Below are 25,226 nucleotides of genomic sequence, written 5' to 3'. Positions count from 1 at the left end.
GTTCTTTTCAACAAATTAGTACTGGCAGAATCATTGGGTTCGCAGAATACCCCTCCTCACTACGTTCCTTGAGGGAGGGGTATTCTGCGAAGAAATGATAAAATAAAGGGCTGAATACATAGCAGCGCACAAATGAGCTGAATAACTGCAATGTATAGCATCAGACTTCGAGTTAATGACTTTGATGAACTAGTTGCAGATCTATGTGGGAATTGCATTGTCACGAGATACCCTAAAATAACAGCAAAAAATCCAAAGATAGCCATATCACTAATCAATGTAGCAAGCACGCGCCAAATAGGTATAGTAGCAACTGCGGTGACTACATACTGTGGCACAAACTGAAAATAGTACTGTGCAGCGTTCGTAAACGAAGAAGGAAAGTACAGCGAACTGTCTGTAATATGTTGTATTTTCTGTAAAAAGGGGATAAAGCAGTAGATGCCTATAAGAAATGCCACATATCCTTCTAAAATCCATGCTCGTATCTCATACATCCTTTGTAATTGTACTAATTTTATAGGATATTTTACCATAAAAGCGCTCCTTAAAATGGATAACTTAACCTATTATATCATTTTATTGTAAGTGAAAATACTCATTTTTTGATTTTTAAAATACCCTATGGCGTGTAGAAATTCTATAAGAAAAAATAGGTTTAATAGATGTTGTAACATAATATGAATAAAATTAAAATTGTATAAAAAGCTGAAATAAAGGGTCTAATAAAAAAATAAATTCTTTTCTTTGACTTTATACCTCACGGGGTATATGATATTAATCGTAAAGTGATTACTGAAAAGAAAATACCGTTAACCGTATAGGAGGTCGTTTTATGTTTTCATTTTTTTCAAAAATACCATCAATTTCAACAGCACAATTAAAAGATTGTCTAAATGACAAAGATAAGGTATTTATCGATGTACGTACGAAAGCGGAGTATAAATCGAACGGCTTACGTCAATTTAAAAATATGCCACTTGGTTCAGATTACAGTAAGTTACCAACAAACAAAGAAATTGTCGTGATCTGTCAAAGTGGTATGCGCTCAAAAGCAGCATGCAAACAAATGAAAAAGCTCGGCCTGAACGTGACAAATGTTCGCGGTGGTATGAGTGCTTATTAAGGAGGAACAATGATGAAGGAAATTTCAACAACAGATGTATTAGCAAAAATGAATGCAGGTGAGGCGCTACATTTAATTGATGTGCGTACACCACAAGAAGTGGCAGAAGGACATATTGAAGGTATTGATAATATTCCTTTGCACTTATTAGAGGCCAAATTACCAGATTTGAATAAGCAAACACCTTATATTTTAGTATGTCGTTCATCTGCACGCAGTGGACAAGCAACACAATTCTTAACAGATATGGGCTATGACGCGACAAATATGGTCGGTGGCATGCTTGCTTGGGAAGGTCCAGTAAAATAACACATTATATTATAATTCGTTAATTAATAGGAGGAAATTTATTATGTCAAACAAAGTAGCTATTATCGCATCAAACGGTGGTCTTTTCGACGCTTATAAAGTATTCAATATCGCAACGGCAGCAGCCGCAACTGACAAAGAGGTAGCCATTTTCTTTACATTTGAAGGGTTAAACTTAATTCACAAAGAAGCGATGCATGCACTACCACTACCAGCAGGGAAAGAAGCAATGGCAGAAGGCTTTAAACAAGCGAAAGTGCCATCTATTCCAGAATTAGTTGAAATGGCGCAAGATTTAGGTGTAAAAATGATTGCTTGTCAAATGACAATGGATGTAATGGGTTTAACTAAAGAAGCATTTATTGATGGAATCGAAGTAGGCGGAGCTGTTACATTCTTAGAATTTGCTAAAGATGCAGCACCTTCATTATCATTCTAATGAATTGTTTTAATAAAAATCGTCCATGCTTCGTGCAAAATACATCGGTTCTTATGTTTTATATGAAGAGAGCGCTCTACCGTATAAAAGTTACGATAAAACGTGTACTATAGAATGTGGACTAAGGCACAAATGAAAGAAGGCACATTATGACCATTGGATTTATTGCAACGTTATTTGCTATCGGGATTGTGGGTTCGTTTATTTCCGGCATGCTCGGTATTGGCGGAGCTATCATCAAATTTCCGATGTTATTATATATCCCGGCGCTACTCGGTGTGGGATCATTCACATCGCATGAAGTATCAGGTATTACGGCGGTTGAAGTGCTTGTGACATCGATTTCAGGTGTACTTGCTTTTCGAAAGGGCAACTATTTAAATACTAAACTCATTTTCATTATGGGGACTGCTGTATTAGTGGGGAGCCTCGGTGGAAGTTTTTTATCAAGCAGCTTTAGTGAGGAAGGCGTCAATATCGTATACGGTATTTTTGCGTTACTTGCTGCTGTGTTGATGTTGATACCAAGAAAACAAGTGCCAGATACAACAGAAGTAACTTTTAATAAACCACTTGCAGCAGGTCTAGCGCTATTTGTTGGGGTTGGATCTGGTATTGTAGGTGCAGGCGGGGGCTTTTTACTCGTACCAATTATGCTCGTTATTTTAAAAATTCCAACGCGCGTAACAATTGCTTCGAGTCTAGCGATTACATTTATTTCGTCAATCGGGAGTTCAATTGGCAAGATTTCAACGGGACAAGTTGAGTGGTTGCCTGTCATCATTTTAGCAGTTGCAGCAATTATTGCCGCTCCACTTGGCGCTAAGGTTGCAAAAACGATGAATACACGAGCACTTCAAATTTTCTTAGCTTTACTCATTACGCTAACAGCTGTGAAAATTTGGACGGATATTTTGTTTTAAAAAAATGAGGCTGGGACATAAGTGTAAAACAATCTCTCATAAGAGCATAAGAAAAACCGGAATCGCGCGGTTGCGCGGTTCCGGTTTTTCGTTGCGAACACTAAAAAAGGAAAATAAAGTGTTTGTCCCAGCCTCATTTTTTCTATTTAATGGTTAACACATCACGTTTTAGCACATGATGCTGTTTATAACGGATGATGAGGGTATACGTTTCTCCCTTTTCTACGATATTGGTTGCGCTTTGTAAATAGAAAGGATGCAATAACATGTTGAAATCCTCAATGGTTGTTCCTTCTTCAAATTGTTCGATATGAATGAGTTCTTCGTCATGATGCAGTAGTTGAATGGACTGCATATCGAGGGGCTCTTTTGTTAACTGCTCGATGTCATAGGTCCAAGTAGTATCATCAAATGGTCGTTCAAACGAAACCTTCCACATGTCGGTTAACGTATTGTTCGACATGCGGTGCATCGCAAATAATACCGTATACAAAATAATGAAAAATAGCGCGGCAAATAGCAACCACGGGATGGCTTTTTTCATGGATATTCCTTCTTTCCCTTTCAGATTCCGCTAATAGTTTAGTTTGAAAAACGTGTTGTATGACGCAGTGCCCTTAAATAACACACGAGCGATAATAAACTAACACACGCCATCACAAAATATAGCGCGGATGCGGCATGTGTTAACAGTAACCCGCCAAGCATCGGTCCAAGAAAGCCACCGAAGCTTTGGAACTGCATGACCCCTAAGTAGGTCGCCTTTTGATGGGCAGGTGCAATCATTTCGATGACCGCACTCATCATTGGGAAAACAAAAATTTCGCCTACTGAAAAAATAATCATCGCCACAATATAAAATGACCAGCTATCGGCTAATTGAAAACAAATCATCCCGCCCGAAAATAGTAAGACACCGGTAATTAAGCTCGTTTTAATCGACACGCGCTCGCTCAAAATGCTGAGTGGTAGCTGAAGAATTAATACCGTCGCAGAGTTTATAGCAATCAGGACAGAGTAAAGTGCGACGCCATCTGCCATTGTCAGATTAAGTAACTGCGGCATAGTGGATGATGTTTGTGAATAAACAAAGGTCCCAAGAACGCTTGCTACGACAAGTAATACGAGCGTATGGTCGTGAACAATGGCCTGAACAATATTGCCGACACGTTGTTTTTGATGCAGAGTAGTTGGTGCTTTGGCATGGCGTAAAATCCATAGTAGCATGATAGCATAGATTGCATACATCGATGCCGTAATTAAAAATGGGGTGCGCATAGAGCCGGCTTGAGCGATTAAGACACCGACTAACGGTCCAACAACGGCAGATAAATTAATCGCTGTGTAGCGAATCGAAAATAAGCGGCGGCGTTTTCGTTCATCTGTATAATCAATCATTAATGCTTGTGAAGCGGGTTCGAAAAAAGAGCGACATAAGCCATTTAATGCATTGCAGATGACGAGTGTCCAAATATTAGGCGCAAAGGCGAAGCCAAAAAAGACGAGACTCCAGGCAATCATTGAGACAATAATGACGGGCTTTCGACCAATACGGTCCGTTAAAAAGCCACCAAAGAAGCCGCCAAATGTTGCGGTGAGCTGTGAAATACCGACAGCTAAGCCAATCATGAGCGCAGAGGCATGAAAATCCTGTTGCAAATAAATAGCCAAAAACGGCATAGTCATAAAACTTGCCGTACGCGCAAAAACCGTGCCGGCTAATAACTGCCAGACAATCGGGTGGAAGTAGCGCATCAGAAGACTCCCTTCGAATGAAATATGCTCCTAATCATAGCACAGTTTTCACAAAAAAAGTCGCTTCCAATAAAGTGCATAAAAAAAGCAGAAATTGCATCATTTTGCAATTTCCACTTAGAAAATATTTTTTATTAATCTTCCTCATATGTTGGACGTTTTGCCGCATTTTCTCTTGCAACAATTTCAAGTGAAATCCACGTTAAGGCAGCAGTAATCGTAATGAAGGCTGTTGCGCCCCAGTAATACCCCTTTTCTAAATACACCCAATCGGTATTGTAAATACTGACACAGCAATAAATGATAGATACGACGGCGATGACCGAGGCAATGCCTGCGTAAATACGGTCAAGCTTCGTACCACCTTTTTCAACAACGGTTGTAATGGATTTTGCTGCAGAAATAACGGAAAAGACAATGATGCCAGACATCGCAGTATAGTAACCACGCTCAAGCAGGAGCCAGTCAATATTATTCCAAACACTAATATTAAAGTAGGCGAATGAAAAAATAAGACCGACTGCACTAATAATTAAAATAAATTTATTCATGCCGAAAACCTCCTTTTACCCTTTCATACCCATTAATGAGAAAAATGAAGATTAACAGTGAAACAAAAGGAGGATGGCACTAAGCACAAAGAAAACTTATATACCTTTCGTGCTAAAATTTTACTTCGGTAGTAAAGCAAGATGCAAGGCTTGTTTGGCGTCCGTTCGTATGCCATTCCTTGTAGATACGGAACACCTCTGTTATGTCTCCCTTGTAGCGCACGTCGACAAGCTGCTGTACCGTAATGAAGCTACGGCAATATTCATAAAAGATTTCCGTTAAATTTTGACGGGCATAGGTCGCCTGTCCAAAATTATCAATAGGTTGTGTACCGAACTGTGGGGTATAGTGCTCTACAATTGCCTGATCCATCGCGAGGCGCTCATTAAATTGCGCGCGTCCAAGCAAATGCTTGCGAGCAATATAGTCGCACATCCCCTCCTCGAACCAAATAGAGTGCTCGTAATCACCGCTAAAGTCGTCAACGAAAAAATCTGAGTGATGCACAAGTTCATGCCCGGCAATTGTTAAAATTTCATTCAGTGTGATGGTATTAAAATATGTACGAATAGGCTCAGGGCTATCTGCAAAAGCCTTAGCATAAAAGCCTTTCCACTCATCAAGTTCAGGTGAGAGATAAATAAAATCCTCACTCGTATAAGCAGCAAGTGGTTTTTCATCTCTAAAAAAATTTGTCGCAAGCTCCCACGTCGTCCAAATAAAACCCTTTGGCATATCCCGAACGGCGAAATCACTGCGTAGCCATTGTTGAAAGGGCTCAAGTTGTTGTTTTAGCCACTCAATATCATGAAGGGGTGCTTCTAATGGCTTTTCAAACGCATAAACATGGCGCATCGTTATTCCTCCTTTTTAATTAGTATACAATATTTTTCCAATTATTAGGGATTTATCTGCTGACATGACAAAAAGGTCCACAAAGCGTAGATTTTGCGTTAAAGTAAAAGAAGAGATTTTACGGAAAGGGTTTTGACGATGAAGTATATTTACCGAACAGAGGCACTGACAAAAGCGCCGCTACGACAGTTAGCGCTAATTGAAAGTGATGTGCCGCTATGTTATGTATCACTTAAATTAAGTGTTGTTGATGCGCTTATTGCACAGTGTGATGCGTTACTAGCGCGCTATCAAAAACAACTTGAAAAGAATGTGAGCCGCTTTCAATCGATGAGTGCGGTGCGTAAGCAATATAGTGACCAGGAGAAAGCGCTGAAGTCGCTTCAAAGCGTTTATGATGCATATCGTGCGCAGGAAACACCTGATACTGCGATGGCGCTATATGAGCATGTCATTCGCCATATTGAATTTGCCGCAAAACATATACCGTTTATTTACGATGCCAATGCCTGGCTTCTCGCAAAACATCATGTAAGTTGTGCGAGTATCCGTGCATTTTTCGATGATTTATACGATGTGTCGGTGGACGTCTATGCTGCCAATATAACAGCAGATGAGCTTGGAATTCGCGATGGCTATATGACATTTTATATGATGGATACCGATGTGTTATACGATTTTCCAACTATGCTACGCACCGAGGATTTGCCGAATTTTGTGCTGAATATAACGACGTATTTTAAAAAGGATACAATGCATGGCAAAACGAAAAGTGCGGTCATCGATCATGCGTTTTCACGTATTGTACAAGGCTTAGCACTTGCCCCACTTTCAAGCGAGGTGTTTTTATTCCGTCCAAACCCTGCATTTCGTGTCCAGCTAAGCACTGAAAAGCTCCAGTTGATTACCGAACGAAAGCGTTATACGATCCAGCGCCTGCAGTCCTTTGAAACGATTGTACATACGGCGACGCATTATGAGAATGGCCGCTACACCCGCTCGATGGAAGCGGTCGAAAGCGAAGCGACACCGCTTATTGAAGCGTTTGAGCAACAGCCTTATCTCGCATGCGTCTACAATGACGTCGCAAGCGGCTTGCAAGACGGGGCCCATTTACCGACAACAATCGAAGTTATTGAGGACCTTCACGCATTTATTGAAGAAAAAACTACTACATTACCACCACAGCAGCGTGCCTTTAACGCGCTACTATTACGCCATTTTGAAAAAGAGGGATCTACGTCATGCAACAATTAGTGAAACAGCTTTTAGCAACAGAACAAGCAATGAATGCCAATTTCATTGAACGCCAAGCGGAAATCCGCGCGATTATGCTCGCATTAATTGCGAAGAAAAATATTTTATTAATCGGCCCACCAGGGGTTGCCAAATCGAGTGTCATTCAGCAATTCATCGATGCCTTTTCAGACGTCAATACGTTCACACGTCTAATTTCACCAACGACGCAGCCAGATGAATTATTTGGTTCCGCAAAATTTGATCGTTTAAAAGAAGGGGTAATCGAGCGTAATATTGACGGTCAATTACCAACGGCACATTTCGCCTTTTTAGATGAAATTTTTAAATCGACGTCTGATTTATTGAACGGCCTATTAAAAATTATGAACGAGCATCAGTTTGAAAACGGAACGGCTGTACTGAAAACACCGCTATTTACGCTAATTGGCGCAAGTAATGAATTTCCCGAGGAGGATGACCTAGCCGCTTTATATGACCGCTTCCTCATTCGACGCGAGGTAGCGAGCTTAAAAACACCGGACGCATTGTTATCAATGCTTAGTTCATCTACCACTGCAGTCGATGTTCCACCGATTTCACTCGCCCAGCTACGTTCATTACAGCAGCTTGTGACCACTGTCACAATACCTGCAGCGATTTTAGAGCAACTTGTGGCCATTCATTTCCGCTTAAAAGAGCAGGGGATTCCGGTGTCAGACCGCCGTACGAAGCAATGTCTTGTACTACTACAAGCACAGGCGCTATTAAGTGGGCGTATGCAGGTCGTGACGAATGATTTACTCGTACTTGAGGATGCGCTCTGGATTGAAGCGGATGACCGCGTGATAGTAAATGAGATTATCCATGAATACGTGCTGACGCCACTTGACCATGCCTTTGAAAAAGCAGAGGCATTTTACGGTAATGTCATGGAGTCTGTCAAACGTTTTAAAACGGCACCGGATTTCGCCTATAAAGCGTATACAGAATATGCATCTGAGGCATATAATGACTGGCAAGCTGTGAAAGTAGAAATCGAAGAATTACTCGATACGACTGAACAGCGACAACGCTTTGAGGCACTTGAAGAAGAAGTGGAGCAGGCGCTAACGAAGGTGTTGCTATAATGCCACTACAACAGGAGCACGCACAAATTGCGGCGCAGTATACACGCATTCGTCAGCAATTCCCAAAGTTCGATGAATTGATTGCTACGTATGATTATCCGCATTTTGATACGCTAATCAGCGACCTATGGCAGGCGCTGTATAGCGGTGAAACGACATTAATAGAAGAAGATTCGGTTAATTATGTGCTGTTACAGCAATTATTTCACAGTGAGGCCTTTCAAAAGCTCCACGGCAATGCAAAGGGCAATTTACTACTGGCGACACTCACGACGTGGCGCTTTAGTTATGTGACGGGCGAATGGCTCAAAAAAATGACGGATGAACAGACGCCGGCTGATGTAGACGAACAACCTGTTGCCTCGGAGGAGGAACTTGACTACGAGGCATCGTCTAATTCAAGTGGTGCCGGGAGCGATACACTGTCTCCCGCAGAACTTGCTACGCTTTTTGGGGATGCAGAAGCACTTGCAGCATGGCAGGATATGCTAGATGAAGAGCTACAGGAGGTCGAGGAAGTATCGTCGAATGTCGATGAATTACTACGTGGTCTTGCGCCGAGTGTTGGTGCCGGTGATGCAGGAAAAGTCCCTATACAGGAGCAGCTTGCACTGGCCGCGGAGCTAGCAAAAAATCCAGAGCTTCAAAAAATTGCCGAGTGGGCAGGGCGCTTTAAGCTAAAGGCGCGCAATGCACGAAAGACAAAGCAGGTCCACACAATTTTAAAACAGGGCATGACGACGGGAAACGCGGCGGAGCGTCTACTGCCGATTGAATATTTAAAGTCTGAGGCAGCGGAATCGAAACTTGATTTTATGCATCGTTTCGCTGAAGGACGCACGCTCATGTATGATTATAAAAAGCGCACAAAAAAGGGCAAGGGCGCCTTTGTTGTGTGCTATGACGAGAGTGGCAGTATGCAGGAACTTGATGTCGAAGGAAAGGGCTTTGTGCTCGCGCTGTTGGCGATTGCCAAAAAGGAAAAGCGCGATTTTGTGTTTATTCCATTTAGCGGCGATGTAGGCTACAGTGACGTCAAGGTGTTTAAAAAAGGGCGCTATAGCGTGCGTGATATGCTCGATGTCGCAGCATCATATATCGGTGGCGGCACAAATTTTGAAGCACCGCTACGCGAGGCCATGCAGCATTTAGAAAAATCCGCAAAAGATGGCGATATTGTCTTTATTACGGACGGCATGTGCCATATTTCGGATGACTTTATTGCGGAATTTAACGCCTTAAAAGATAAAAAACAATTTGAGATGCTGAGCTTACTTGTCGGCTACAATAAACATGAGGGGCTACTGCCAGCAGTATCAGAGTTGGTCCTGAAAATTCATGATTTTGAAGACGAGCAAGGGGCCGTGGCATTTACGTTATAATAAAAAACACCTGAGAAATCAGGTGTTTTTTGTTTTATATAGACATGAATTGACATTTTTGATGATTATGAGCAATATGGAATTCGCGTCTAAACGCTAAAATATCTATCGTAATTGGCTGAAAATACTGATTTAAGAATTTTTAATTGAGAAACATTATTAATTAGTTATTGACAGCGCATTCATGATACGCCATTATAAAAAAGAAAATGAAGAGGATGAATATAAACGAAATGACGATTCGTTTATACCTTATAGGATAGAGGAGAATATGCGAATGAAGTTTCAAAAGAAAAGTATTGTAGCAAGTTTATTGGTGTCAGCGGTATTGCTAGGATTAGCAGGATGTTCAAGTAGTGATTCAGCGAGTAAAGCAGATAATGCAAAACAGGACAATGTATTAACGGTTGCTTGGCCACGTGATGTAGCAGAAATGAATCCACATGTATACAATCCTTCACAAATGTTTGCACAAACAATGGTTTACGAACCACTTGTTGGCTATGGTGAAGACGGAAAATTAGTACCAATGCTTGCGAAAAGCTGGGATGTTTCAAAAGACGGCAAAACATACATATTCCATTTACGCAGTAATGCGCAGTTTTCAGATGGAAGTAAATTGGATGCGGAAGTTGTAAAACGTAATTTTGACGAAGTGCTACGTCAAACGAAAGAAAATGGTACGCATTCATGGTTGACGGTGTTAACAAAAATTAAAGCCGTTGATGTGGTAGATGATGCAACGGTTAAAATGACGTTGTCAGAACCGTATTATGCAACACTACAAGAATTAGCTGTAGCGCGCCCTGTACGTATTTTAGGTGATGCAGGGTTTCCAAGTGATGATGACACATCAAAAGGTGTGAAAGAAGCAGTGGGAACAGGTCCTTGGGTGCTAAAAGAATACAAAGCGGATGATTATGCAACTTTCGAACGTAATGAGCATTATTGGGGTATAAAATCAGATGTTAAAGAAATCAAAGTTAAAGTCATTCCAGATGCAGAAACGAGTGCAATGGCACTTGAAAAAGGCGATATTGATTTAATTATCGGTGAAGGCGCTGTATCAACGGAAACATTTAAAGATCTTCAAAAAGATGATACGTTAGAAACACAAATTTCAGAACCGTATGCAACGCGTCAATTAGTCATGAATACGACGCGTGATACACTATCTGATGTGCGTGTACGTGAAGCGTTAGCTATGTCATTTGATAAAGCGACAATGGTAGATAGCGTAACAGCCGGAATGGAAGAAGCCGCTGATCACGTATTATCAACGAATATGCCATATACGCAAGATGTTAAGGCACAGGATGTAGCATATGATCCGAAAAAAGCAGCGACGCTATTAGACGAAGCGGGTTGGAAATTAAATGCGAGCGGTACAGCGCGTGAAAAAGATGGCAAACCACTTGAAATCGAAATGATGTATGTTTCAGCTGATACGATTCAAAAAACAATGGCTGAAACAATGCAATCCGAATGGGCAGCCATTGGTGTCAAAGTAAATCTCGTATCAGAAGAATTAGCGAACCAAGTGAAACGCTTTAAAGGCGATGACTTTGACATTAACTTATTCAGCAACTATGGTACACCGTATGACCCACATACATTCGTAAATATTGTGGCAAGTGAAGGGTTTGGCTACCATGTAACGATGGCTTCTTATGATAAGCAACAACAATTAAACAAAGAAATTAAAGGCGTTTTAAAATCAACAGATGAGAAAAAACGTCAAGCAATGTACACGGATATTTTAACCCAAATTCAACAACAATATTCAATTGTACCAATTTCATATATTAATAAAATTGCAGTCTACCAAGATGATGTGACGGGCTTACACTTTGCGCCAAATCGTGATGAACATTCATTCACAGACATTAAGTTGAAGTAGGTGGCAATGTGGTTGGATTTCTTGTAAAGCGCTTATTGGCGATTATTCCGATTTTTTTATTAGCAATTTTGCTAACATTTATCATGGTCAAGATGTCGCCGGTTGATCCTGCTGAAGCTTATTTTGCAGCATCAAACACACACCCAACACCACAAGCATTAGAAGAGAAACGTCAGGAGATGGGCTTAAATAAGCCCATCTTTCTTCAATATGTAGAGACGGTGAAAAAGGTGGTTCAGTTTGATTTTGGAGATTCCTATATGACGAAACGACCTGTAATCGATGAAATTCGTGAACGGCTACCGGTGTCATTTCAGCTTGGCCTAGGCAGTATTATACTAACTTTTTTAATTAGTGTGCCGCTTGGCTTTTATACCGCGCTTCACAAAAATGGTTTTGTCGATTATAGTACGCGCTTTTTAGCATTTATCGGTGCGTCGATGCCCGCCTTTTTAGTTGGCTATCTACTCATTATCGTTTTTGCGGTTAAATTAGCGATTCTGCCGCTTGAAGGGGTAGGGACATGGCAACATCTTATCTTGCCAATGATTACGCTCGCGTTGCCGTTTATTGTACAGTATACGCGAATGCTACGTGCCAATATGTTAGAACATATGCATGAACCAGCTGTGTCATTTGCACGAATGAGAGGCTTAAAAGAACGCATCATTATGGTGAAATATGTGCTGCGTCTGGCTATTGGTCCAGTTATTACGGGGCTAGGGATTAATTTAGGAACGTTGATGACAGGGATGGTCATTGTTGAGGTAGTCTTCTCCATTCCAGGTTTTGGGCGTTATTTTATCGATGCTATTTTTAGCCGTGATATGCCGGTCATTCAATGCTATGTGTTATTGTCAGCGGTATTATATTTGGTATGTAATTTAATAGTAGATATTCTTCAAATGTATATAGACCCTCGTATCGTGAAAAAAGGAGGGCATTTATAACATGATTCATTTTATAAAACAGCATAAATTAGTAACATTTTATAGTGTGTTAGTTGCGTTGTTATTTATTTTGACAATTATCGCACCGTGGCTTGCACCAAATAATCCAACCGTTGTGAATTTAGCGATGAAATTACAAGGTCCTTCTGCACAGTATCCACTTGGCACTGATCATTTAGGGCGTTGTATTTTATCACGCCTCCTTATTGGGATGCAGGCATCGCTTGGAAGTGCGACAGTCATTTTTATTTGTTCATTATCAATTGGTCTTCTTGTAGGAACGGTAGCAGGTTACTTTGGTGGCTGGATTGACTATGTTTTGATGCGCATTTGCGAAACGATGATGGCTTTTCCGAATTTGTTATTGGTCATTGGTCTTGTCGGTATGTTTGGTCCAGGATTAAAACAAGTTGTTTTCGCATTGATTCTTGTACAATGGGTTTATTATGCACGTATTTTCCGTGGCATGGTGCTAACGCTCAAAACGGAAAATTATGTTAAGGCTGCACGTATTAATGGTTCGTCTGCTTTTCGTATTATACGAAAGCATATTGTCCCGAATATTTTACCACCTCTATTAGTGATGAGTACGCTTGAAATGGGTTGGTCGATTATGAATATTTCATCGATGTCTTTTTTAGGGCTCGGCGTGCAAGCACCGACACCGGAATGGGGCATGATGATTTTAGAAGGGAAATCCTTTGTGCGCAGTAATATTGAACTGATGCTTTATCCGGGGCTATGTATTATGTTTGTCGTGATGTTGTTTAATTTACTAGGAGAATCCCTCGCGACTTTATTTGATGTAAACAAGCAAGCACTGAAAGGAAAAGAGAAATAATGACGACAACTATTTTAGACGTGCAGCAGCTAGCCATCGATTTAGGTGACAAACGACTATTATATCCAATGGATTTTTCGATTGAAGCAGGCGAGGTAGTTGGCTTAGTCGGCGAAAGCGGAAGTGGCAAGACGCTAACGAGTTTAGCTATTTTTCAATTACTCGATAAAGAATTTACACAGCACGGTTTAATTCGTCTGAATGGCGAAGAACTGACAGGGATGAATGAAGAAGTGCTGCGTCAACGCCGAGGATGTGAATTGGCGATGATTATGCAAAATCCAATGACCGCTTTTTCGCCATTGTATACAATTGGACATCAATTGATTGAACTTATTCGAAAGCATACAGCATGCACGAAAAAACAAGCGACGGAGCAAGCCTGTGAGGCACTGAGCGATGTACAGTTGAAGAATCCCGCTCAACTTTTGAAAATGTATCCATTTGAATTGAGTGGTGGAATGCTACAACGTGTCATGATTGCGTTTGCGGCCGTATTACGCCCAAAGTTAATCATTGCAGATGAGCCGACAACAGCGCTTGATTTATACAATCAAAAAGAAGTGCTCAAACATTTAGAACATATACGAGTTACGCATCAAACGGCTATCTTATTAATTTCACATGATTTATCCGTTATTGCAGAGATGGCAGACCGCGTTATTGTGATGGAAAAGGGACGAGTTGTTGAAATGACCGATGTGCAATCTTTATTTGATGCACCCGTCCATCCGTATACAAAGCATTTATTGAATGCGCGTCTAACATACCCGACAGTTGAAGGAGGCTTGTCATGACAATTTTGACATTGACGCAACTTTCTCATACGTATAAGAAAAAAAGCCTGTTAAAAACGCAGCCGGCTCCTACGCTACAGCAGCTTTCTCTTGCGGTTCCTGAGGGGCAATGCTTTACGTTGCTTGGAGAAAGTGGTGCTGGGAAATCGACACTTGGACGTATTATGCTCGGTATTGAACGTCCGACACAGGGGACGGTCACTTTTTTAGGACAGGATTTATATCAAGCAAAAGGTGCGACGCTCAAACAATTGCGTCGAGATTTACAAGTAGTATTTCAAGATTCGCTATCGGCTGTTAATCCACGGATGACGGTGGAGCAAATTATTGCAGAGCCACTTGATAACTATCGTGCAGTGGCACCCGAAGAAAAGCGCGCTTATATAATTGAATTGTTAGAACAGGTCGGGTTAAGCGCACAGGATTTGACGAAATACCCACGTGAGTTTAGTGGTGGTCAATTACAACGTATAAACATTGCGCGTGCGCTAGCATTAAAACCGAAATTGGTCATATTAGATGAGCCGATTAGTAGCTTAGATATGGTCAATCAACAACGAATTATTGAGTTATTGCAACGATTAAAAGTACAATTTCAATTAACGTATGTTTTTATTACACATGACATTAAAGCGGCCTGTTTGATGTCGGATCAGATTGCGATTTTAGAATCAGGTAGAATCAATGAACACTATGATTCGGTGGCTGAATTTATGGCGTCGATAGAACCAGCAGCATGTCACTTAAAAATGAATATGTTAGCGGAGCATCCATTGAAGCGGACGATTCGTGCACGACCGATTAAGTAAAAGAGAAAAATCGCGCTGATAGCGTGATTTTTCTTTTTTCATATATTGCACTTTTGTCACAGAACCCTTAGCATAAGGAAGGTATCACGCTGAGGAGGCGTACAAGATGGGAACATTTTTACTCGCTTTCGGAATTTTTGCTGTGACGATTTTTTTCGTCATTTGGCAACCGAAAGGCTTTAATATCGGGTGGACAGCGTGTATTGGTGCCGCTGTTGCCCTACTTGTAGGTGTCGTTGATTTTGGTGATGTAAAAGAAGTAATCGGCATTACGTGGAATGCGACGCTTGCATTTATTGGCATTATTTTAGTGTCACTTATTTTAGATGAGATCGGCTTATTTGAGTGGGCCGCGCTTCATATGGCACGTTTCGCAAAAGGAAGCGGCATTCGCTTATTTATTTACGTCAGTGTGCTCGGTGCGGTTGTGGCCGCATTATTCGCCAATGACGGGGCCGCGCTTATTTTAACGCCAATCGTCCTCGCGATGGTGCGAAATCTGCACTTTAAAGAGGCGATGCTCCTGCCGTTTATTATGGCAAGTGGCTTTATCGCGGATACGACATCGCTGCCGTTTACGATTAGTAATTTAACGAATATCGTCTCGGCGGACTTTTTTTCAATTGGTTTTATGGAATATGCATCGCGTATGTTCGTGCCGAATTTATTTTCACTCGTAGCAACGATTACGGTATTGTACATTTATTTCCGTAAACATATTCCAAAGCACTATGATGTCGCGTCGATAAAGGCACCAAAGACGGCCATTCGTAATCAGACGCTCTTTCACTGGTCATGGGTCGTGCTCGCCATTTTACTTGTTGGTTATGTTCTTAGTGAGCCGCTTCATATTCCGGTATCGTTTATCGTCCTTGGAACAGGCTTACTGTTTTTAGTGGCGACCAGTCGTTCAGATACGGTAAAAACGAAAGCTGTACTCAAAGGTGCCCCGTGGAATATTGTGTTATTTTCCATTGGGATGTATGTCGTCGTTTATGGTATGGGCAATGCGGGCTTTACAACGGTGCTTGCGGAGGTCATTGAGTGGTGCGCATCGCATGGTTTATTTGCAGCAACCATCTCAATGGGCTTTATTGCGGCGGTATTATCCTCTGTGATGAATAATCTACCGACCGTCATGATCGATGCGCTCGCAATTGCCGAGACATCGACGAGCGGTATCATACGTGAAGCACTCATTTATGCCAATATTATTGGTACAGACTTAGGACCTAAAATCACGCCGATTGGCTCGCTCGCGACCCTTGTGTGGCTGCATGTACTGCGTCAGCAAGGAATTCGCATTTCTTGGGGCCAGTATTTCAAGCTAGGCATACGTTTAACGCCACCTATTTTGCTAATTACGCTTTTAGGGCTTTACATTCGCCTGATACTTCTGTAGGATAACAAATAGGGATTGTGGAATGGAAATTGTGTGTGTGATGAATTACGTTAGACATACATAGAAAAAGCAGAAATCGTCAGTAGGCGATTTCTGCTTTTTTTGTTGTACGAAGGTAAAGAAAAGAGACTTAGACAACTGTCAAAGTCTCTTACAAGTCAAAACTAATGAGCAACTTTTGTTCCGTTACGTTTTGCTTGGCGGTGTTTTTCAATTTCTTCAGGTGGTAGTGATAAATAGTTGATATCGTATGCGTTGATTACGAAAAGCGCAAGCACTGAACCGATACCAATTACCATGAAGATGATAGTAGTGATAATAGCCATCATAGGTATATAACCTCCAATCCGTTTACGCTTATTATAGGTGATTTTTTCGCTTATGACTACAGCAAAAAGAAAGCCGTTACAAAAAGTTCATGAATGGCCGCTAAAAATAGGGATATTATCGTGAAATTGTAATCATTTCGCCATTTTTAAAGAGGGGCAGACAAAACTTAAGAATTTCTTCATAATTATTATAAGCAAATGTTAAGAAATTATTTATACGATAGAGGTACTTCGAGAGGGAGGCAATGGACATGTATACGATTTTAGTAGTCGACGATGATGCGGATATTCGCAGCGGAATTGAAATTTATTTGAAAAATGAGGGGTATGCGGTCGTACAGGCAGAGAACGGAGAAGAGGCGCTTGCATTACTCGCAACAACAGAGGTTCATTTAATTATTTTAGATGTCATGATGCCAAAGCTAGATGGGATTCAGGCGACATTTAAAATTCGAGCAGAGCGTAATATTCCGATTATTATGCTGAGCGCAAAAGTAGAGGAAGCGGATCAAATCCTAGGGCTATCTGTCGGTGCGGACGATTATATGACGAAGCCCTTCCGTCCGCTTGAGCTACTGGCACGCGTGAAGTCTCAACTGCGCCGCTATATGACGCTTGGTACATATGCTGTAGAAAATAATGCGGCGACGATAGACGTTGGTGATTTGAGCATCAATGTGGAAACAAAGCAATGCTTTGTCAGCGGCAATGAAGTGAAATTAACACCGCTTGAATTTCAAATTTTGACGTTGCTCATGCAGCATCCTGGTCGTGTCTATCCAATAGATGCGATTTACGAAGCGGTCTGGCAGGAGCCTGCTTATAATGCGGCGAATATCGTCGCTGTTCATATCCGTAAAATCCGCGAAAAAGTAGAAGCTAATCCAAAAAATCCGCAATATGTGAAAGTAGTATGGGGTGTCGGCTATAAAATTGAGCAGCCGTAGTTGGTCGATTATTGCAACGATATTAGGCTTATCGACAATTATTGTATGTGCTGTTCACTTTCTCTTATTAAAATGATGAGGTGATAAAGGTGAGAAGAGGATTTATTAGTATGTTGCTGGCGCTGAGCTGTGTCGCACTTGTGGCATATGTTATGTTTGGCTTTAATAATCCAGCGAAGGATGCTGAAAATGTTCAAAACATAGCTGGAAATAATATGACACTAATAGAGAAGGAGATTATTTTACAGCATAAATTAAAGAATTTACTGAAAAACACGACCGTAACCGATGCAGATTTACAGATGTACCGTGCAAGCTTAGCAAGCTCAGAAAATGAACGGACAGAAAATCTTCGCGGTGCGTATAAAAACGTTATGAGCTATAAAACATCAGCTAAGCAAAAAAAGGCGCTGGAGCAGGAGCTAGAAGCAGCACTTCGCTACAATCAAAAAATTTATAATGACGATGCGTTTACAACGAAAATTGTGTTGCCTATAAAAAAACAGCATATTAAAAAATATTATGAGAGTTTAAAAAATGATGATGCACAGTTAGATGGTATTGTCTATAAAGCAACGAATACAAAAACGGGACAAGTATTCTCAAATGAAGATACAACGGAAAAAGCTATATTCTCTGAAAAAAAATCAAATGTTAATCTTAATTCATATGACAGTTATTATGGCTGGTACGAGGCTCCGGAAGATGGCTTCGAATTTGAGTTTATCCCAGCGGAAGATGCAACATACGATATTCAGTGGTATTTGCCAGCATCAGCAAAAGCTACGACCGAGCTTGGAAAGGCTATAACGCAAGCTGAGCAGTTGAAGCTTGTATTACAAATCATTCAAATTGCAGGTGTTATTGCACTGATTGTTGCACTGATTTTATGGTGGCCACTACGTAAAAAGTATCCGAAGCTCTCTTGGTCGATTGAAGTGTTAGCTGGGCTATCGCTCGTGATTGGCGTGATTGGCTTATTAATTGGCGGAAATGTGACATCAATCTTCACACAGAGTTACTATGGTTCTACTATCGATTATTTTGCCCTTATTAGTATGTGGGCCATTTCCGCTTTCTTAATTTATTGGCTACTGCAATTTATGCATAATATTGTTTATGCATTCCGCGGTGGAAATGTGCGTGAGCGCTTGTTTTCAGTGAAGTTTGGTCAAATGCTTGCACAGGCACTTCAACTGCCACAATATACTTTCTTTACGCTATTTTCTTGGTTTGCCTTTTTCCTAGCAGGGATTGGATTCCTCATTGTTATGCAGTATAATTTCAACAGTAGTATACTAATTATTTACATCTTCTTATGGCTCGTTGTGATGCTACCCATCATGTACAAGGGACTGAAGCATTTAGCGGCGATGAAACAAGTGATGGATCAAACGAATGAAGCCTTACTTGGTCACAAGAATACAGCGCTAACAGGCTCGTCACCGCTTGCGAAGCATTCACAGCGCATTCAGCAATTAAAAATGGGTGTCGATGAATCAATGGCTGAAAAGCAAAATAGTGAGCGTATGAAGACCGAACTGATTACGAATGTGAGCCATGATTTACGAACGCCACTGACGGCGATGATGACGTATACAGACTTACTGAAAAATCCGGCATTAACGGCTGAGGAGCATGCGAAGTATATTGAGGTGCTCGATGCGAAAACGCAAAAACTAAAAGGATTGATTGATGATTTATTTGATGTCACAAAAATGGCATCTGGTCAGGTTGAGTTGCATAAGCAGACGATTGATTATGTCCAGTTACTCCAGCAGCTTGTTGGGGAGCATGAAGAGCTTGCGACCGCGCAACAATTAACGATTCGCACACAGTTCGATGCTGAAAGCTATTCATTGACGGTGGATGCAGCGAAATGGGCACGCATGATTGACAATTTAATTGGCAATGCGATTAAATATAGCGCGCCTAACACACGTGTGCATGTGCAATTAAAAGAAGGTACACTGACTATTAAAAATGTCTCTGCCTATGAATTAACGGAAAATGTCGATGAGCTTGTGGACCGCTTTAAACGCGGCGATGCATCACGCCATACAGAGGGCTCTGGCCTTGGTCTTGCGATTGCACAGTCCATTGCCAACCTACATGGCACACATCTAGTAATCCAAGTGGACGGCGATTTATTTAAAGTGACCGTGAAACTGCCGTAGTAATATAAAAACCCCAGCCAATTTGGCTGGGGTTTTTTTTATGGGCGACGTACGACAAGTACATCACAAGTCGCGGTGCGTAAGACAGCACTTGCGACACTACCGACAACAAGATGGTCTAAGCCACGGACACTTGATGCACCGATAATGATAAGATCGGCACCAACATCTTTGGCGATTTTTTTTGTGATGATCGAGCGCGGAGAACCGGCTTCGACAATGACATCAAATTGTGTTTCTGGTAATCCACTTTTTTCAATGAATTGTTTCACCGCTTCTTCGGCCTTTGCATGTGCTGCTTGTTTTAACTGTTCTTCTGTCTGTGTTAAATTTTCAAAGCTAGGCCAGTTGCGTGTATCCACGACATTCGCCACATGAATTTTTGCGGCATGGCGCCCCGCCACATCAATTGCGTGTTCTAAAACGAGTGGTGATACTTCAGAGCCATCAATACAAACTAAAATATGTTGATACATAAAAATCCCTCCCTACACCTAGTATACATGGTGCGGGGAGGGGAATCGACAACTTTTTACAAATCTGGATGAACGACAAGGACATCGCATTTTGCCGTATTTAAAATATGCATCGTCACATTGCCAACAAAGCGTTCTGCGCCTTTTTTCGGACTACGTGCCCCACAAATAATAAGACCAGGATTTATTTCCTTCGCAATTTTCGGTGTGATTAACTTTCGAGGAGATCCTGCTTCGACAATAATATTGACGCGGTCATAGCGTTCAGGTGTATCGGATTTTGCTTTGTAGGAGGCGACAACTTCCTGACATTTTTTATACGCATCCTCAGTCATTTGATCGAAGGTCATTGCTGCATAACTTTTCATATAGGGGATAGCACGCATATCGATAATTCGTACTAAATAGACATCTGAATCATAACGTCCGGCGACAACAATTGCTTGTTCAAACAATTTATACGACATTTCCGTTCCATCTACACAAACCATGATTTTCTCATACATGTGAAACCCTCCCTATTAGTTTTATTGTTTATATAGCACTTTTGTAAGCGCTTTAAACATTGACTGGCACTTGTGGCACAAAAATGAATAAGGTGAATATTGTCAATTCCTCCTTACCTTGTCTATACCCGTATTTGTTCGAAGAAATGTGGGTATAGGATAATTAATATCGAGAATGGGAGTGATCTACGTGAAGAATAGTGACAACATGATGGAACGCTTTATTGAGATGGAACGTCTTGAACGTTCAAAGGATTCACATGACTGGCTCCTTTGGCAAACGATAAAAGAAATTTTTGCAAAGCGCGATAGCAAAAGTTATTGGCGCTTTCCTTTATATACAAAAATAGAAGATACATTCGAACAACCGGATATTTTAATTATTGACCGAGAGGAAGGCATTTTGATGCTGCATGTGCATACAGGTGAAGTAAATGCGGCGACATTACACCAAGAAAAAAAGCGTGCTCAAATACAGCTAGAAAATTTAATGGAAGTCTTTAATCGAGGAGATCCACGTACAGAAAATAAAATACACGGTAAGTCCTTTGTAGTCGTCCCGCATATTGCACAACATGACATGGACGATGCGCATTTTATATTCGGCAATAAGCTGACACCTAACCGCCTATGGCAAACGATGAAAGATGCTGAATATCAAATAAAAGGTGCACGATTTAATGACGAGCGCTTTTTATTAGTACAGTCGTTATTACATGGTATTCGCCTACGTGAGCGCGAACAGCGACCAACGAAGACCGGCACACGCTATGAAGTGGTTTATGAGTTATCAAAGCAAGCGAAGGAAGTAGATTTAAAGCAAAATGAATTGGGTAAAATTATTCCACCAGGACAGCAGCGTATTCGCGGCATTGCAGGAACAGGGAAAACCGTTGTACAGTGTCAAAAAGCAGCGCATATGCATTTGAAATATCCAGATTGGCAAATTGGCTTTGTATATTTTTCATCGCATTTGCAAGAAACGATTATCGACCAAATCGACCATTGGCTACGTTATTTTAGTAATGATGCGGTAAGTTATGAGACAGCAAAATCACATATTCAGGTAAAATCATTTTTCGGTGATGATGGCTTTTTTGCGACAATTTGTGAAGCGCATAGCTATGAGCCACCAACACACCAATTACTGAAAAAGCAGCAGCATATTACATCGGATAGTGATTTAGTTGGCGCATTATGCACAGACTTTTTAAGCAATGTGTATATTTTTACACAACTATATGATGCATTATTAATCGATGAAGGCGAATGCTTTGTATCAGACGAGCAGTATCGTTATAAGGATAAACAAGCGTTTTACTGGCTTGCTTATCAGCTCGTACAGCCAATTGAAAATGAGAAGGTAAATCGCCGTTTAATTTGGGCGTACGATGAGAGTACGGATTTAACCAAAATGTTGACACCGACCGCACGCGATTTATTTGGCGAGGAGCCGTCATTTCGTCATTTTGTGACAGGAATGCATAAGGGTGGCTTGTTAAAAAGTGATATTATGCATCGCTGCTATCGTACACCTGGACCGATTATCGTTGCGGCGCACACAATCGGTATGGGACTACTGCGAAAAGAGGGGATGTTAGCTGGCATTACGACGAAGGATGCATGGCAACATTTAGGTTACGAAGTGCGGATGGGCGTGTTCCAAGAAGGGGAGCAAATTGTGTTATATCGCCCACCAGAGCATTCACCAAATAGTGTGCCCAAGCTATGGAATGGCGATTTAGTAACGCTTGAAACACATGCCTCACGTACACAGGAGCTTGACGATTTAGCGAAGCGTCTACAGCAAAATATACATGAAGATGAGCTCGATTGTACGCGGCATATCGCAGTACTCGTCTTTGGCGAAGATGAGAAATTGTTAGAAGAAGTAGCAACGGGGCTAGCAGAACGTGGCGTGCCGACACATATTCCAGATGATAAAACGTTTTCCGTACCTGGGGCTGTGACGGTATCAACTGTAGAGCGAGCGCGTGGGCATGAGGCATATATGCTGTATGTTGTTGGTATTGATAAACTTGCAATGGATGAACGGAATCAATTATTACGCAATGAATTATTTATAGCGTTGTTACGCACAAAAGCATGGTGTCATTTATCTGGAATTGAGGGAGGTAGCTTTTATGATGAGTTACATGACGTAATGAAATGCGGTAATACAGTAACGTTCATTTTTAAAAAAAGTAGTGAGTAGGAGCGAAAAGCGATGGAAAAAGCGATGATTATTATAAATCCAACATCAGGCAAAGAGCAAGGCACATCTTGTATTGAACAATTAAAAAAACAATTAGCACATTATGAGGTGACGGTTTGTGAAACACAAAAGGAAGGCGATGCAACGGACTTTGCCAAAGAAGCTTGCAAGCAGCAACTAGATTTAGTGGTGCTTGTTGGAGGTGATGGAACGGTGCATGAGGGTATTAATGGCTTAGCCGAACAAACATATCGTCCAAAGGTTGGTGTCGTACCTCTTGGGACAGTAAATGATTTTGCGCGTGCATTGTCCATTCCACTTGATGTGGAAGGAGCAATTGCCTGCATTGGTGGTCCATCCGTAGAGGTGGATATTGGTAAGCTCAATGGTCGATACTTTACAAATGTTGTAGCAATCGGTTCATTGCCAGATTCGGTGGGCAATGTATCGAGTGAGCAAAAATCAATGCTTGGCTCGCTTGCGTATGCATGGGAAGGTACAAAGGCAGCATTTCAACACGAAACCTATTCTTTTGATATTGACGCAGACGGTCAACAATTTTCAGAGGAGTCTTTACTCGTATTAGTGGCGCTAACGAATTCTGTAGGAGGTATGTCTACAATTGCGGATCAGGCCGCTGTAGATGATGGCTATTTACATGGGTTTGTTGTGAGATCTGGCTCTGTTTTAACAATCGCGAAATTGATGACGAAAATTGCTGCTGGAACATTCCGTGATGATAAAGATGTGCATGCATTTCGAGCGCATCAAATGACGATTAATGGACCGTCGGGCATTCAGCTTAATGTTGATGGAGATATGATGGAGCATTTGCCTGCACATTTCTCTATCTTGCCAAAACATATTACGGTATATGGCAAACGTTAATAAAAAATGTCGTATGTCATCATAATCGATCATTTTTTCTATTTTTTAAGAAAAATAGTGGATAACTTCAGAAAGCGTCTTTTAGATACGACATATTTATGAGTAAGCGACAGCCTTAGGGGATAAGACACAACCTTTTAGTGAAAATTTGCCTAGTTGTCGATAAATAACAAAAAGTAGCGTATTTTATACAAATAATTTGCGCGTTGACAACGCTTTTTTTATTAAAAGCTCATGAAAAAGCAGCAAAAAACACCCCTTTTTCGACTGGAAAAGGGGTGTTTTCGGGCCGGAATAGGTCGATGCAACATGTATAGAAGCATTTTGAATAAATGACAATGCATTTTTGGACGTGCGTGAAAATTTACGCTTCAAGTGTGCAAAAAATGCCCCTCAGAGCTCGATTTTGCGCCTGTTTTTCGTCATTTTGGGTTTTTATCGGCTTTTTTCGCGCCCGTAAAATTGCGATAAATGACAGCTTTTCATAAAGATTTGTTATTTTCTATGTAAAAGCGTAATTATTTTTGGCGTTGTCACATATTTTCAGTTATGTCGTAGCCAAAACACGCTTCTTGAGCCTCTGATCCATTTCTGAAAAATGAAATCGTTCTACGCGCTAAAAAATTATACCTCCAATTGCCAGCCCTTACCGATGTCAATCCATTGTCGGTAATTGCTAAATGTTTCGAGCTCAGCAATGGTTAGCTCGATAGCACTGTTCGCTGTACCGCATGCAGGAAAGACCGTTGTAAATCGTTTCAGTGAAGCATCTAAAAAAATCGGTACGGTTTGTGGTACACCAAAGGGACAAACACCACCGACTGCATGACCGACAAGCTGTTCTACATGTTCTGGGGCGAGCATTTTCGCTTTGACACCAAATTGTTCTTTAAATTTTTTATTGTCGATTTTGGCATCCCCAGCTGCAACAATCATAATTGCATCATCGCCAACACCGAATGTTAAAGACTTCGCAATTCTTGCAGGCTCACAGTTTAATGCATTGGCCGCTTCTTCTACTGTTGCGGATGATTCATTTAATAATTGAATACGCTCATTTACGTGAAACTGAGCTAAATGTTTTTCTGCTAATGCTAAACTCATACTATCTCCTCCCTCTATAAATGTTGATATATCAATGGCTCACGCCATTTTTGAGTGTCAAAAAAATATTTTTCAACACGCATATCTAACTTAATTTTGTATTAATTGATATTTATGTTAATTCATCGAAACGCTACGCTAAAGAAGAGACCATTAAATGGAAATAATTTCTTCTGAA

Annotated in this window: 25 protein-coding genes; 17 read left to right on the top strand and 8 right to left on the bottom strand. The window is 41.0% G+C overall.

Annotated elements, in window-relative coordinates:
* Window positions 1-835: 835 nt before the first annotated feature.
* The 4 genes from ACFSY7_RS13220 (at window position 836) to ACFSY7_RS13205 (ending at window position 2,797) form a co-directional block, all read left to right on the top strand.
* Window positions 836-1,126 (top strand): rhodanese-like domain-containing protein, encoded by a 291-nt coding sequence (locus tag ACFSY7_RS13220; protein WP_126991884.1) that lies wholly within the window; start codon window positions 836-838, stop codon window positions 1,124-1,126.
* A 12-nt stretch (window positions 1,127-1,138) separates the two neighbouring features.
* Entirely contained in the window at window positions 1,139-1,435 is a 297-nt protein-coding gene (locus ACFSY7_RS13215; protein WP_126991883.1) for a rhodanese-like domain-containing protein, read from the top strand.
* 43 nt (window positions 1,436-1,478) lie between these two features.
* The gene (locus ACFSY7_RS13210; RefSeq protein WP_380148170.1) at window positions 1,479-1,874 is read left to right on the top strand and encodes a DsrE/DsrF/DrsH-like family protein; all 396 of its coding nucleotides are present in this window, start codon (window positions 1,479-1,481) and stop codon (window positions 1,872-1,874) included.
* A gap of 149 nt (window positions 1,875-2,023) precedes the next feature.
* The gene (locus tag ACFSY7_RS13205; protein WP_380148169.1) at window positions 2,024-2,797 is read left to right on the top strand and encodes a sulfite exporter TauE/SafE family protein; all 774 of its coding nucleotides are present in this window, start codon (window positions 2,024-2,026) and stop codon (window positions 2,795-2,797) included.
* A 142-nt stretch (window positions 2,798-2,939) separates the two neighbouring features.
* Here ACFSY7_RS13205 and ACFSY7_RS13200 read toward each other — a convergent pair whose 3' ends face one another.
* The 4 genes from ACFSY7_RS13200 to ACFSY7_RS13185 all read right to left on the bottom strand — a co-directional run bounded on the left by ACFSY7_RS13200 (window position 2,940) and on the right by ACFSY7_RS13185 (window position 5,959).
* Window positions 2,940-3,341, bottom strand: coding sequence for a hypothetical protein (locus ACFSY7_RS13200; protein ID WP_126991880.1), 402 nt, complete (start codon window positions 3,339-3,341; stop codon window positions 2,940-2,942).
* 38 nt (window positions 3,342-3,379) lie between these two features.
* Complete coding sequence (locus ACFSY7_RS13195) at window positions 3,380-4,552, bottom strand: MDR family MFS transporter (RefSeq protein WP_380148168.1); 1,173 nt, start codon at window positions 4,550-4,552, stop codon at window positions 3,380-3,382.
* Between the two features lie 134 nt (window positions 4,553-4,686).
* The gene (locus tag ACFSY7_RS13190; protein WP_126991878.1) at window positions 4,687-5,103 is read right to left on the bottom strand and encodes a YiaA/YiaB family inner membrane protein; all 417 of its coding nucleotides are present in this window, start codon (window positions 5,101-5,103) and stop codon (window positions 4,687-4,689) included.
* 112 nt (window positions 5,104-5,215) lie between these two features.
* The gene (locus ACFSY7_RS13185; RefSeq protein WP_380148167.1) at window positions 5,216-5,959 is read right to left on the bottom strand and encodes a hypothetical protein; all 744 of its coding nucleotides are present in this window, start codon (window positions 5,957-5,959) and stop codon (window positions 5,216-5,218) included.
* Between the two features lie 138 nt (window positions 5,960-6,097).
* Between ACFSY7_RS13185 and ACFSY7_RS13180 the strand changes: the two genes are divergently transcribed.
* From ACFSY7_RS13180 to ACFSY7_RS13140, 9 genes are all read left to right on the top strand, one after another.
* Entirely contained in the window at window positions 6,098-7,216 is a 1,119-nt protein-coding gene (locus tag ACFSY7_RS13180) for a hypothetical protein (RefSeq protein WP_380148166.1), read from the top strand.
* Window positions 7,204-8,325: an AAA family ATPase gene (locus tag ACFSY7_RS13175; protein ID WP_126991875.1), complete on the top strand. Its 1,122-nt coding sequence runs from the start codon at window positions 7,204-7,206 to the stop codon at window positions 8,323-8,325. The genes ACFSY7_RS13180 and ACFSY7_RS13175 overlap by 13 nt, the downstream gene beginning before the upstream one ends.
* Window positions 8,325-9,707 carry a hypothetical protein gene (locus ACFSY7_RS13170; RefSeq protein WP_380148165.1) on the top strand — a complete coding sequence of 461 codons (1,383 nt, stop codon included), beginning with the start codon at window positions 8,325-8,327 and terminating at the stop codon, window positions 9,705-9,707. The genes ACFSY7_RS13175 and ACFSY7_RS13170 overlap by 1 nt, the downstream gene beginning before the upstream one ends.
* 271 nt (window positions 9,708-9,978) lie before the next feature.
* Entirely contained in the window at window positions 9,979-11,607 is a 1,629-nt protein-coding gene (gene nikA / locus ACFSY7_RS13165; RefSeq protein WP_380148171.1) for a nickel ABC transporter substrate-binding protein, read from the top strand.
* 8 nt (window positions 11,608-11,615) lie between these two features.
* A complete protein-coding gene (locus ACFSY7_RS13160; protein WP_380148164.1) occupies window positions 11,616-12,557 on the top strand; it encodes an ABC transporter permease subunit in 942 nt (313 codons plus the stop codon).
* Between the two features lies 1 nt (window position 12,558).
* Window positions 12,559-13,398 (top strand): nickel transporter permease, encoded by an 840-nt coding sequence (gene nikC / locus ACFSY7_RS13155; RefSeq protein WP_139993510.1) that lies wholly within the window; start codon window positions 12,559-12,561, stop codon window positions 13,396-13,398.
* Window positions 13,398-14,195 carry an ABC transporter ATP-binding protein gene (locus ACFSY7_RS13150; RefSeq protein ID WP_380148163.1) on the top strand — a complete coding sequence of 266 codons (798 nt, stop codon included), beginning with the start codon at window positions 13,398-13,400 and terminating at the stop codon, window positions 14,193-14,195. The genes nikC and ACFSY7_RS13150 overlap by 1 nt, the downstream gene beginning before the upstream one ends.
* A complete protein-coding gene (locus tag ACFSY7_RS13145; protein WP_139993514.1) occupies window positions 14,192-15,004 on the top strand; it encodes an ATP-binding cassette domain-containing protein in 813 nt (270 codons plus the stop codon). The genes ACFSY7_RS13150 and ACFSY7_RS13145 overlap by 4 nt, the downstream gene beginning before the upstream one ends.
* Before the next feature lie 106 nt (window positions 15,005-15,110).
* The gene (locus ACFSY7_RS13140) at window positions 15,111-16,406 is read left to right on the top strand and encodes an arsenic transporter (protein WP_380148162.1); all 1,296 of its coding nucleotides are present in this window, start codon (window positions 15,111-15,113) and stop codon (window positions 16,404-16,406) included.
* 164 nt (window positions 16,407-16,570) lie between these two features.
* On the opposite strand, the gene ACFSY7_RS13135 is transcribed toward ACFSY7_RS13140, so the two are convergent.
* Window positions 16,571-16,735, bottom strand: coding sequence for a hypothetical protein (locus tag ACFSY7_RS13135; RefSeq protein WP_158621059.1), 165 nt, complete (start codon window positions 16,733-16,735; stop codon window positions 16,571-16,573).
* Between the two features lie 245 nt (window positions 16,736-16,980).
* Here ACFSY7_RS13135 and ACFSY7_RS13130 point away from each other — a divergent pair, with 245 nt between their 5' ends.
* Window positions 16,981-17,682: a response regulator transcription factor gene (locus tag ACFSY7_RS13130; protein WP_139993519.1), complete on the top strand. Its 702-nt coding sequence runs from the start codon at window positions 16,981-16,983 to the stop codon at window positions 17,680-17,682.
* 89 nt (window positions 17,683-17,771) lie between these two features.
* A complete protein-coding gene (locus ACFSY7_RS13125) occupies window positions 17,772-19,859 on the top strand; it encodes a histidine kinase dimerization/phospho-acceptor domain-containing protein (protein WP_380148161.1) in 2,088 nt (695 codons plus the stop codon).
* 38 nt (window positions 19,860-19,897) lie between these two features.
* On the opposite strand, the gene ACFSY7_RS13120 is transcribed toward ACFSY7_RS13125, so the two are convergent.
* Together ACFSY7_RS13120 and ACFSY7_RS13115 are read right to left on the bottom strand one after the other, a co-directional pair.
* Window positions 19,898-20,335: a universal stress protein gene (locus ACFSY7_RS13120; protein WP_380148160.1), complete on the bottom strand. Its 438-nt coding sequence runs from the start codon at window positions 20,333-20,335 to the stop codon at window positions 19,898-19,900.
* 56 nt (window positions 20,336-20,391) lie between these two features.
* Window positions 20,392-20,841 (bottom strand): universal stress protein, encoded by a 450-nt coding sequence (locus ACFSY7_RS13115; RefSeq protein WP_126991869.1) that lies wholly within the window; start codon window positions 20,839-20,841, stop codon window positions 20,392-20,394.
* Window positions 20,842-21,031: 190 nt separating this feature from the next.
* On the opposite strand from ACFSY7_RS13115, the gene ACFSY7_RS13110 reads away from it, so the two are divergent.
* Window positions 21,032-23,056, top strand: coding sequence for a DEAD/DEAH box helicase (locus ACFSY7_RS13110; protein WP_380148159.1), 2,025 nt, complete (start codon window positions 21,032-21,034; stop codon window positions 23,054-23,056).
* Window positions 23,057-23,068: 12 nt separating this feature from the next.
* On the top strand, window positions 23,069-23,944 hold the full coding sequence (locus ACFSY7_RS13105) for a diacylglycerol/lipid kinase family protein (protein ID WP_380148158.1): 876 nt from the start codon (window positions 23,069-23,071) through the stop codon (window positions 23,942-23,944).
* Between the two features lie 624 nt (window positions 23,945-24,568).
* Here the strand turns inward: ACFSY7_RS13105 and ACFSY7_RS13100 are convergent.
* On the bottom strand, window positions 24,569-25,048 hold the full coding sequence (locus ACFSY7_RS13100) for a YbaK/EbsC family protein (protein WP_126991866.1): 480 nt from the start codon (window positions 25,046-25,048) through the stop codon (window positions 24,569-24,571).
* Between the last annotated feature and the right edge of the window lie 178 nt (window positions 25,049-25,226).

Origin of the sequence: Kurthia populi (genome assembly GCF_042686175.1) — a bacterium.
Classification (GTDB): Bacteria; Bacillota; Bacilli; order Bacillales_A; family Planococcaceae; genus Kurthia; species Kurthia populi.
The sequence above is the reverse complement of the archived record's forward strand: the minus strand, read 5'-3'. Positions and strand labels throughout refer to the sequence as shown.

Bases quoted from the DNA above. Each gene is read 5' to 3' on its own strand.
- ACFSY7_RS13220 (WP_126991884.1), top strand. From the start codon at position 836: ATGTTTTCATTTTTTTCAAAAATACCATCAATTTCAACAGCACAATTA.
- ACFSY7_RS13215 (WP_126991883.1), top strand. From the start codon at position 1,139: ATGAAGGAAATTTCAACAACAGATGTATTAGCAAAAATGAATGCAGGT.
- ACFSY7_RS13210 (WP_380148170.1), top strand. From the start codon at position 1,479: ATGTCAAACAAAGTAGCTATTATCGCATCAAACGGTGGTCTTTTCGAC.
- ACFSY7_RS13205 (WP_380148169.1), top strand. From the start codon at position 2,024: ATGACCATTGGATTTATTGCAACGTTATTTGCTATCGGGATTGTGGGT.
- ACFSY7_RS13200 (WP_126991880.1), bottom strand. From the start codon at position 3,341: ATGAAAAAAGCCATCCCGTGGTTGCTATTTGCCGCGCTATTTTTCATT.
- ACFSY7_RS13195 (WP_380148168.1), bottom strand. From the start codon at position 4,552: ATGCGCTACTTCCACCCGATTGTCTGGCAGTTATTAGCCGGCACGGTT.
- ACFSY7_RS13190 (WP_126991878.1), bottom strand. From the start codon at position 5,103: ATGAATAAATTTATTTTAATTATTAGTGCAGTCGGTCTTATTTTTTCA.
- ACFSY7_RS13185 (WP_380148167.1), bottom strand. From the start codon at position 5,959: ATGCGCCATGTTTATGCGTTTGAAAAGCCATTAGAAGCACCCCTTCAT.
- ACFSY7_RS13180 (WP_380148166.1), top strand. From the start codon at position 6,098: ATGAAGTATATTTACCGAACAGAGGCACTGACAAAAGCGCCGCTACGA.
- ACFSY7_RS13175 (WP_126991875.1), top strand. From the start codon at position 7,204: ATGCAACAATTAGTGAAACAGCTTTTAGCAACAGAACAAGCAATGAAT.
- ACFSY7_RS13170 (WP_380148165.1), top strand. From the start codon at position 8,325: ATGCCACTACAACAGGAGCACGCACAAATTGCGGCGCAGTATACACGC.
- nikA (WP_380148171.1), top strand. From the start codon at position 9,979: ATGCGAATGAAGTTTCAAAAGAAAAGTATTGTAGCAAGTTTATTGGTG.
- nikC (WP_139993510.1), top strand. From the start codon at position 12,559: ATGATTCATTTTATAAAACAGCATAAATTAGTAACATTTTATAGTGTG.
- ACFSY7_RS13150 (WP_380148163.1), top strand. From the start codon at position 13,398: ATGACGACAACTATTTTAGACGTGCAGCAGCTAGCCATCGATTTAGGT.
- ACFSY7_RS13145 (WP_139993514.1), top strand. From the start codon at position 14,192: ATGACAATTTTGACATTGACGCAACTTTCTCATACGTATAAGAAAAAA.
- ACFSY7_RS13140 (WP_380148162.1), top strand. From the start codon at position 15,111: ATGGGAACATTTTTACTCGCTTTCGGAATTTTTGCTGTGACGATTTTT.
- ACFSY7_RS13135 (WP_158621059.1), bottom strand. From the start codon at position 16,735: ATGATGGCTATTATCACTACTATCATCTTCATGGTAATTGGTATCGGT.
- ACFSY7_RS13130 (WP_139993519.1), top strand. From the start codon at position 16,981: ATGGACATGTATACGATTTTAGTAGTCGACGATGATGCGGATATTCGC.
- ACFSY7_RS13120 (WP_380148160.1), bottom strand. From the start codon at position 20,335: ATGTATCAACATATTTTAGTTTGTATTGATGGCTCTGAAGTATCACCA.
- ACFSY7_RS13115 (WP_126991869.1), bottom strand. From the start codon at position 20,841: ATGTATGAGAAAATCATGGTTTGTGTAGATGGAACGGAAATGTCGTAT.
- ACFSY7_RS13105 (WP_380148158.1), top strand. From the start codon at position 23,069: ATGGAAAAAGCGATGATTATTATAAATCCAACATCAGGCAAAGAGCAA.
- ACFSY7_RS13100 (WP_126991866.1), bottom strand. From the start codon at position 25,048: ATGAGTTTAGCATTAGCAGAAAAACATTTAGCTCAGTTTCACGTAAAT.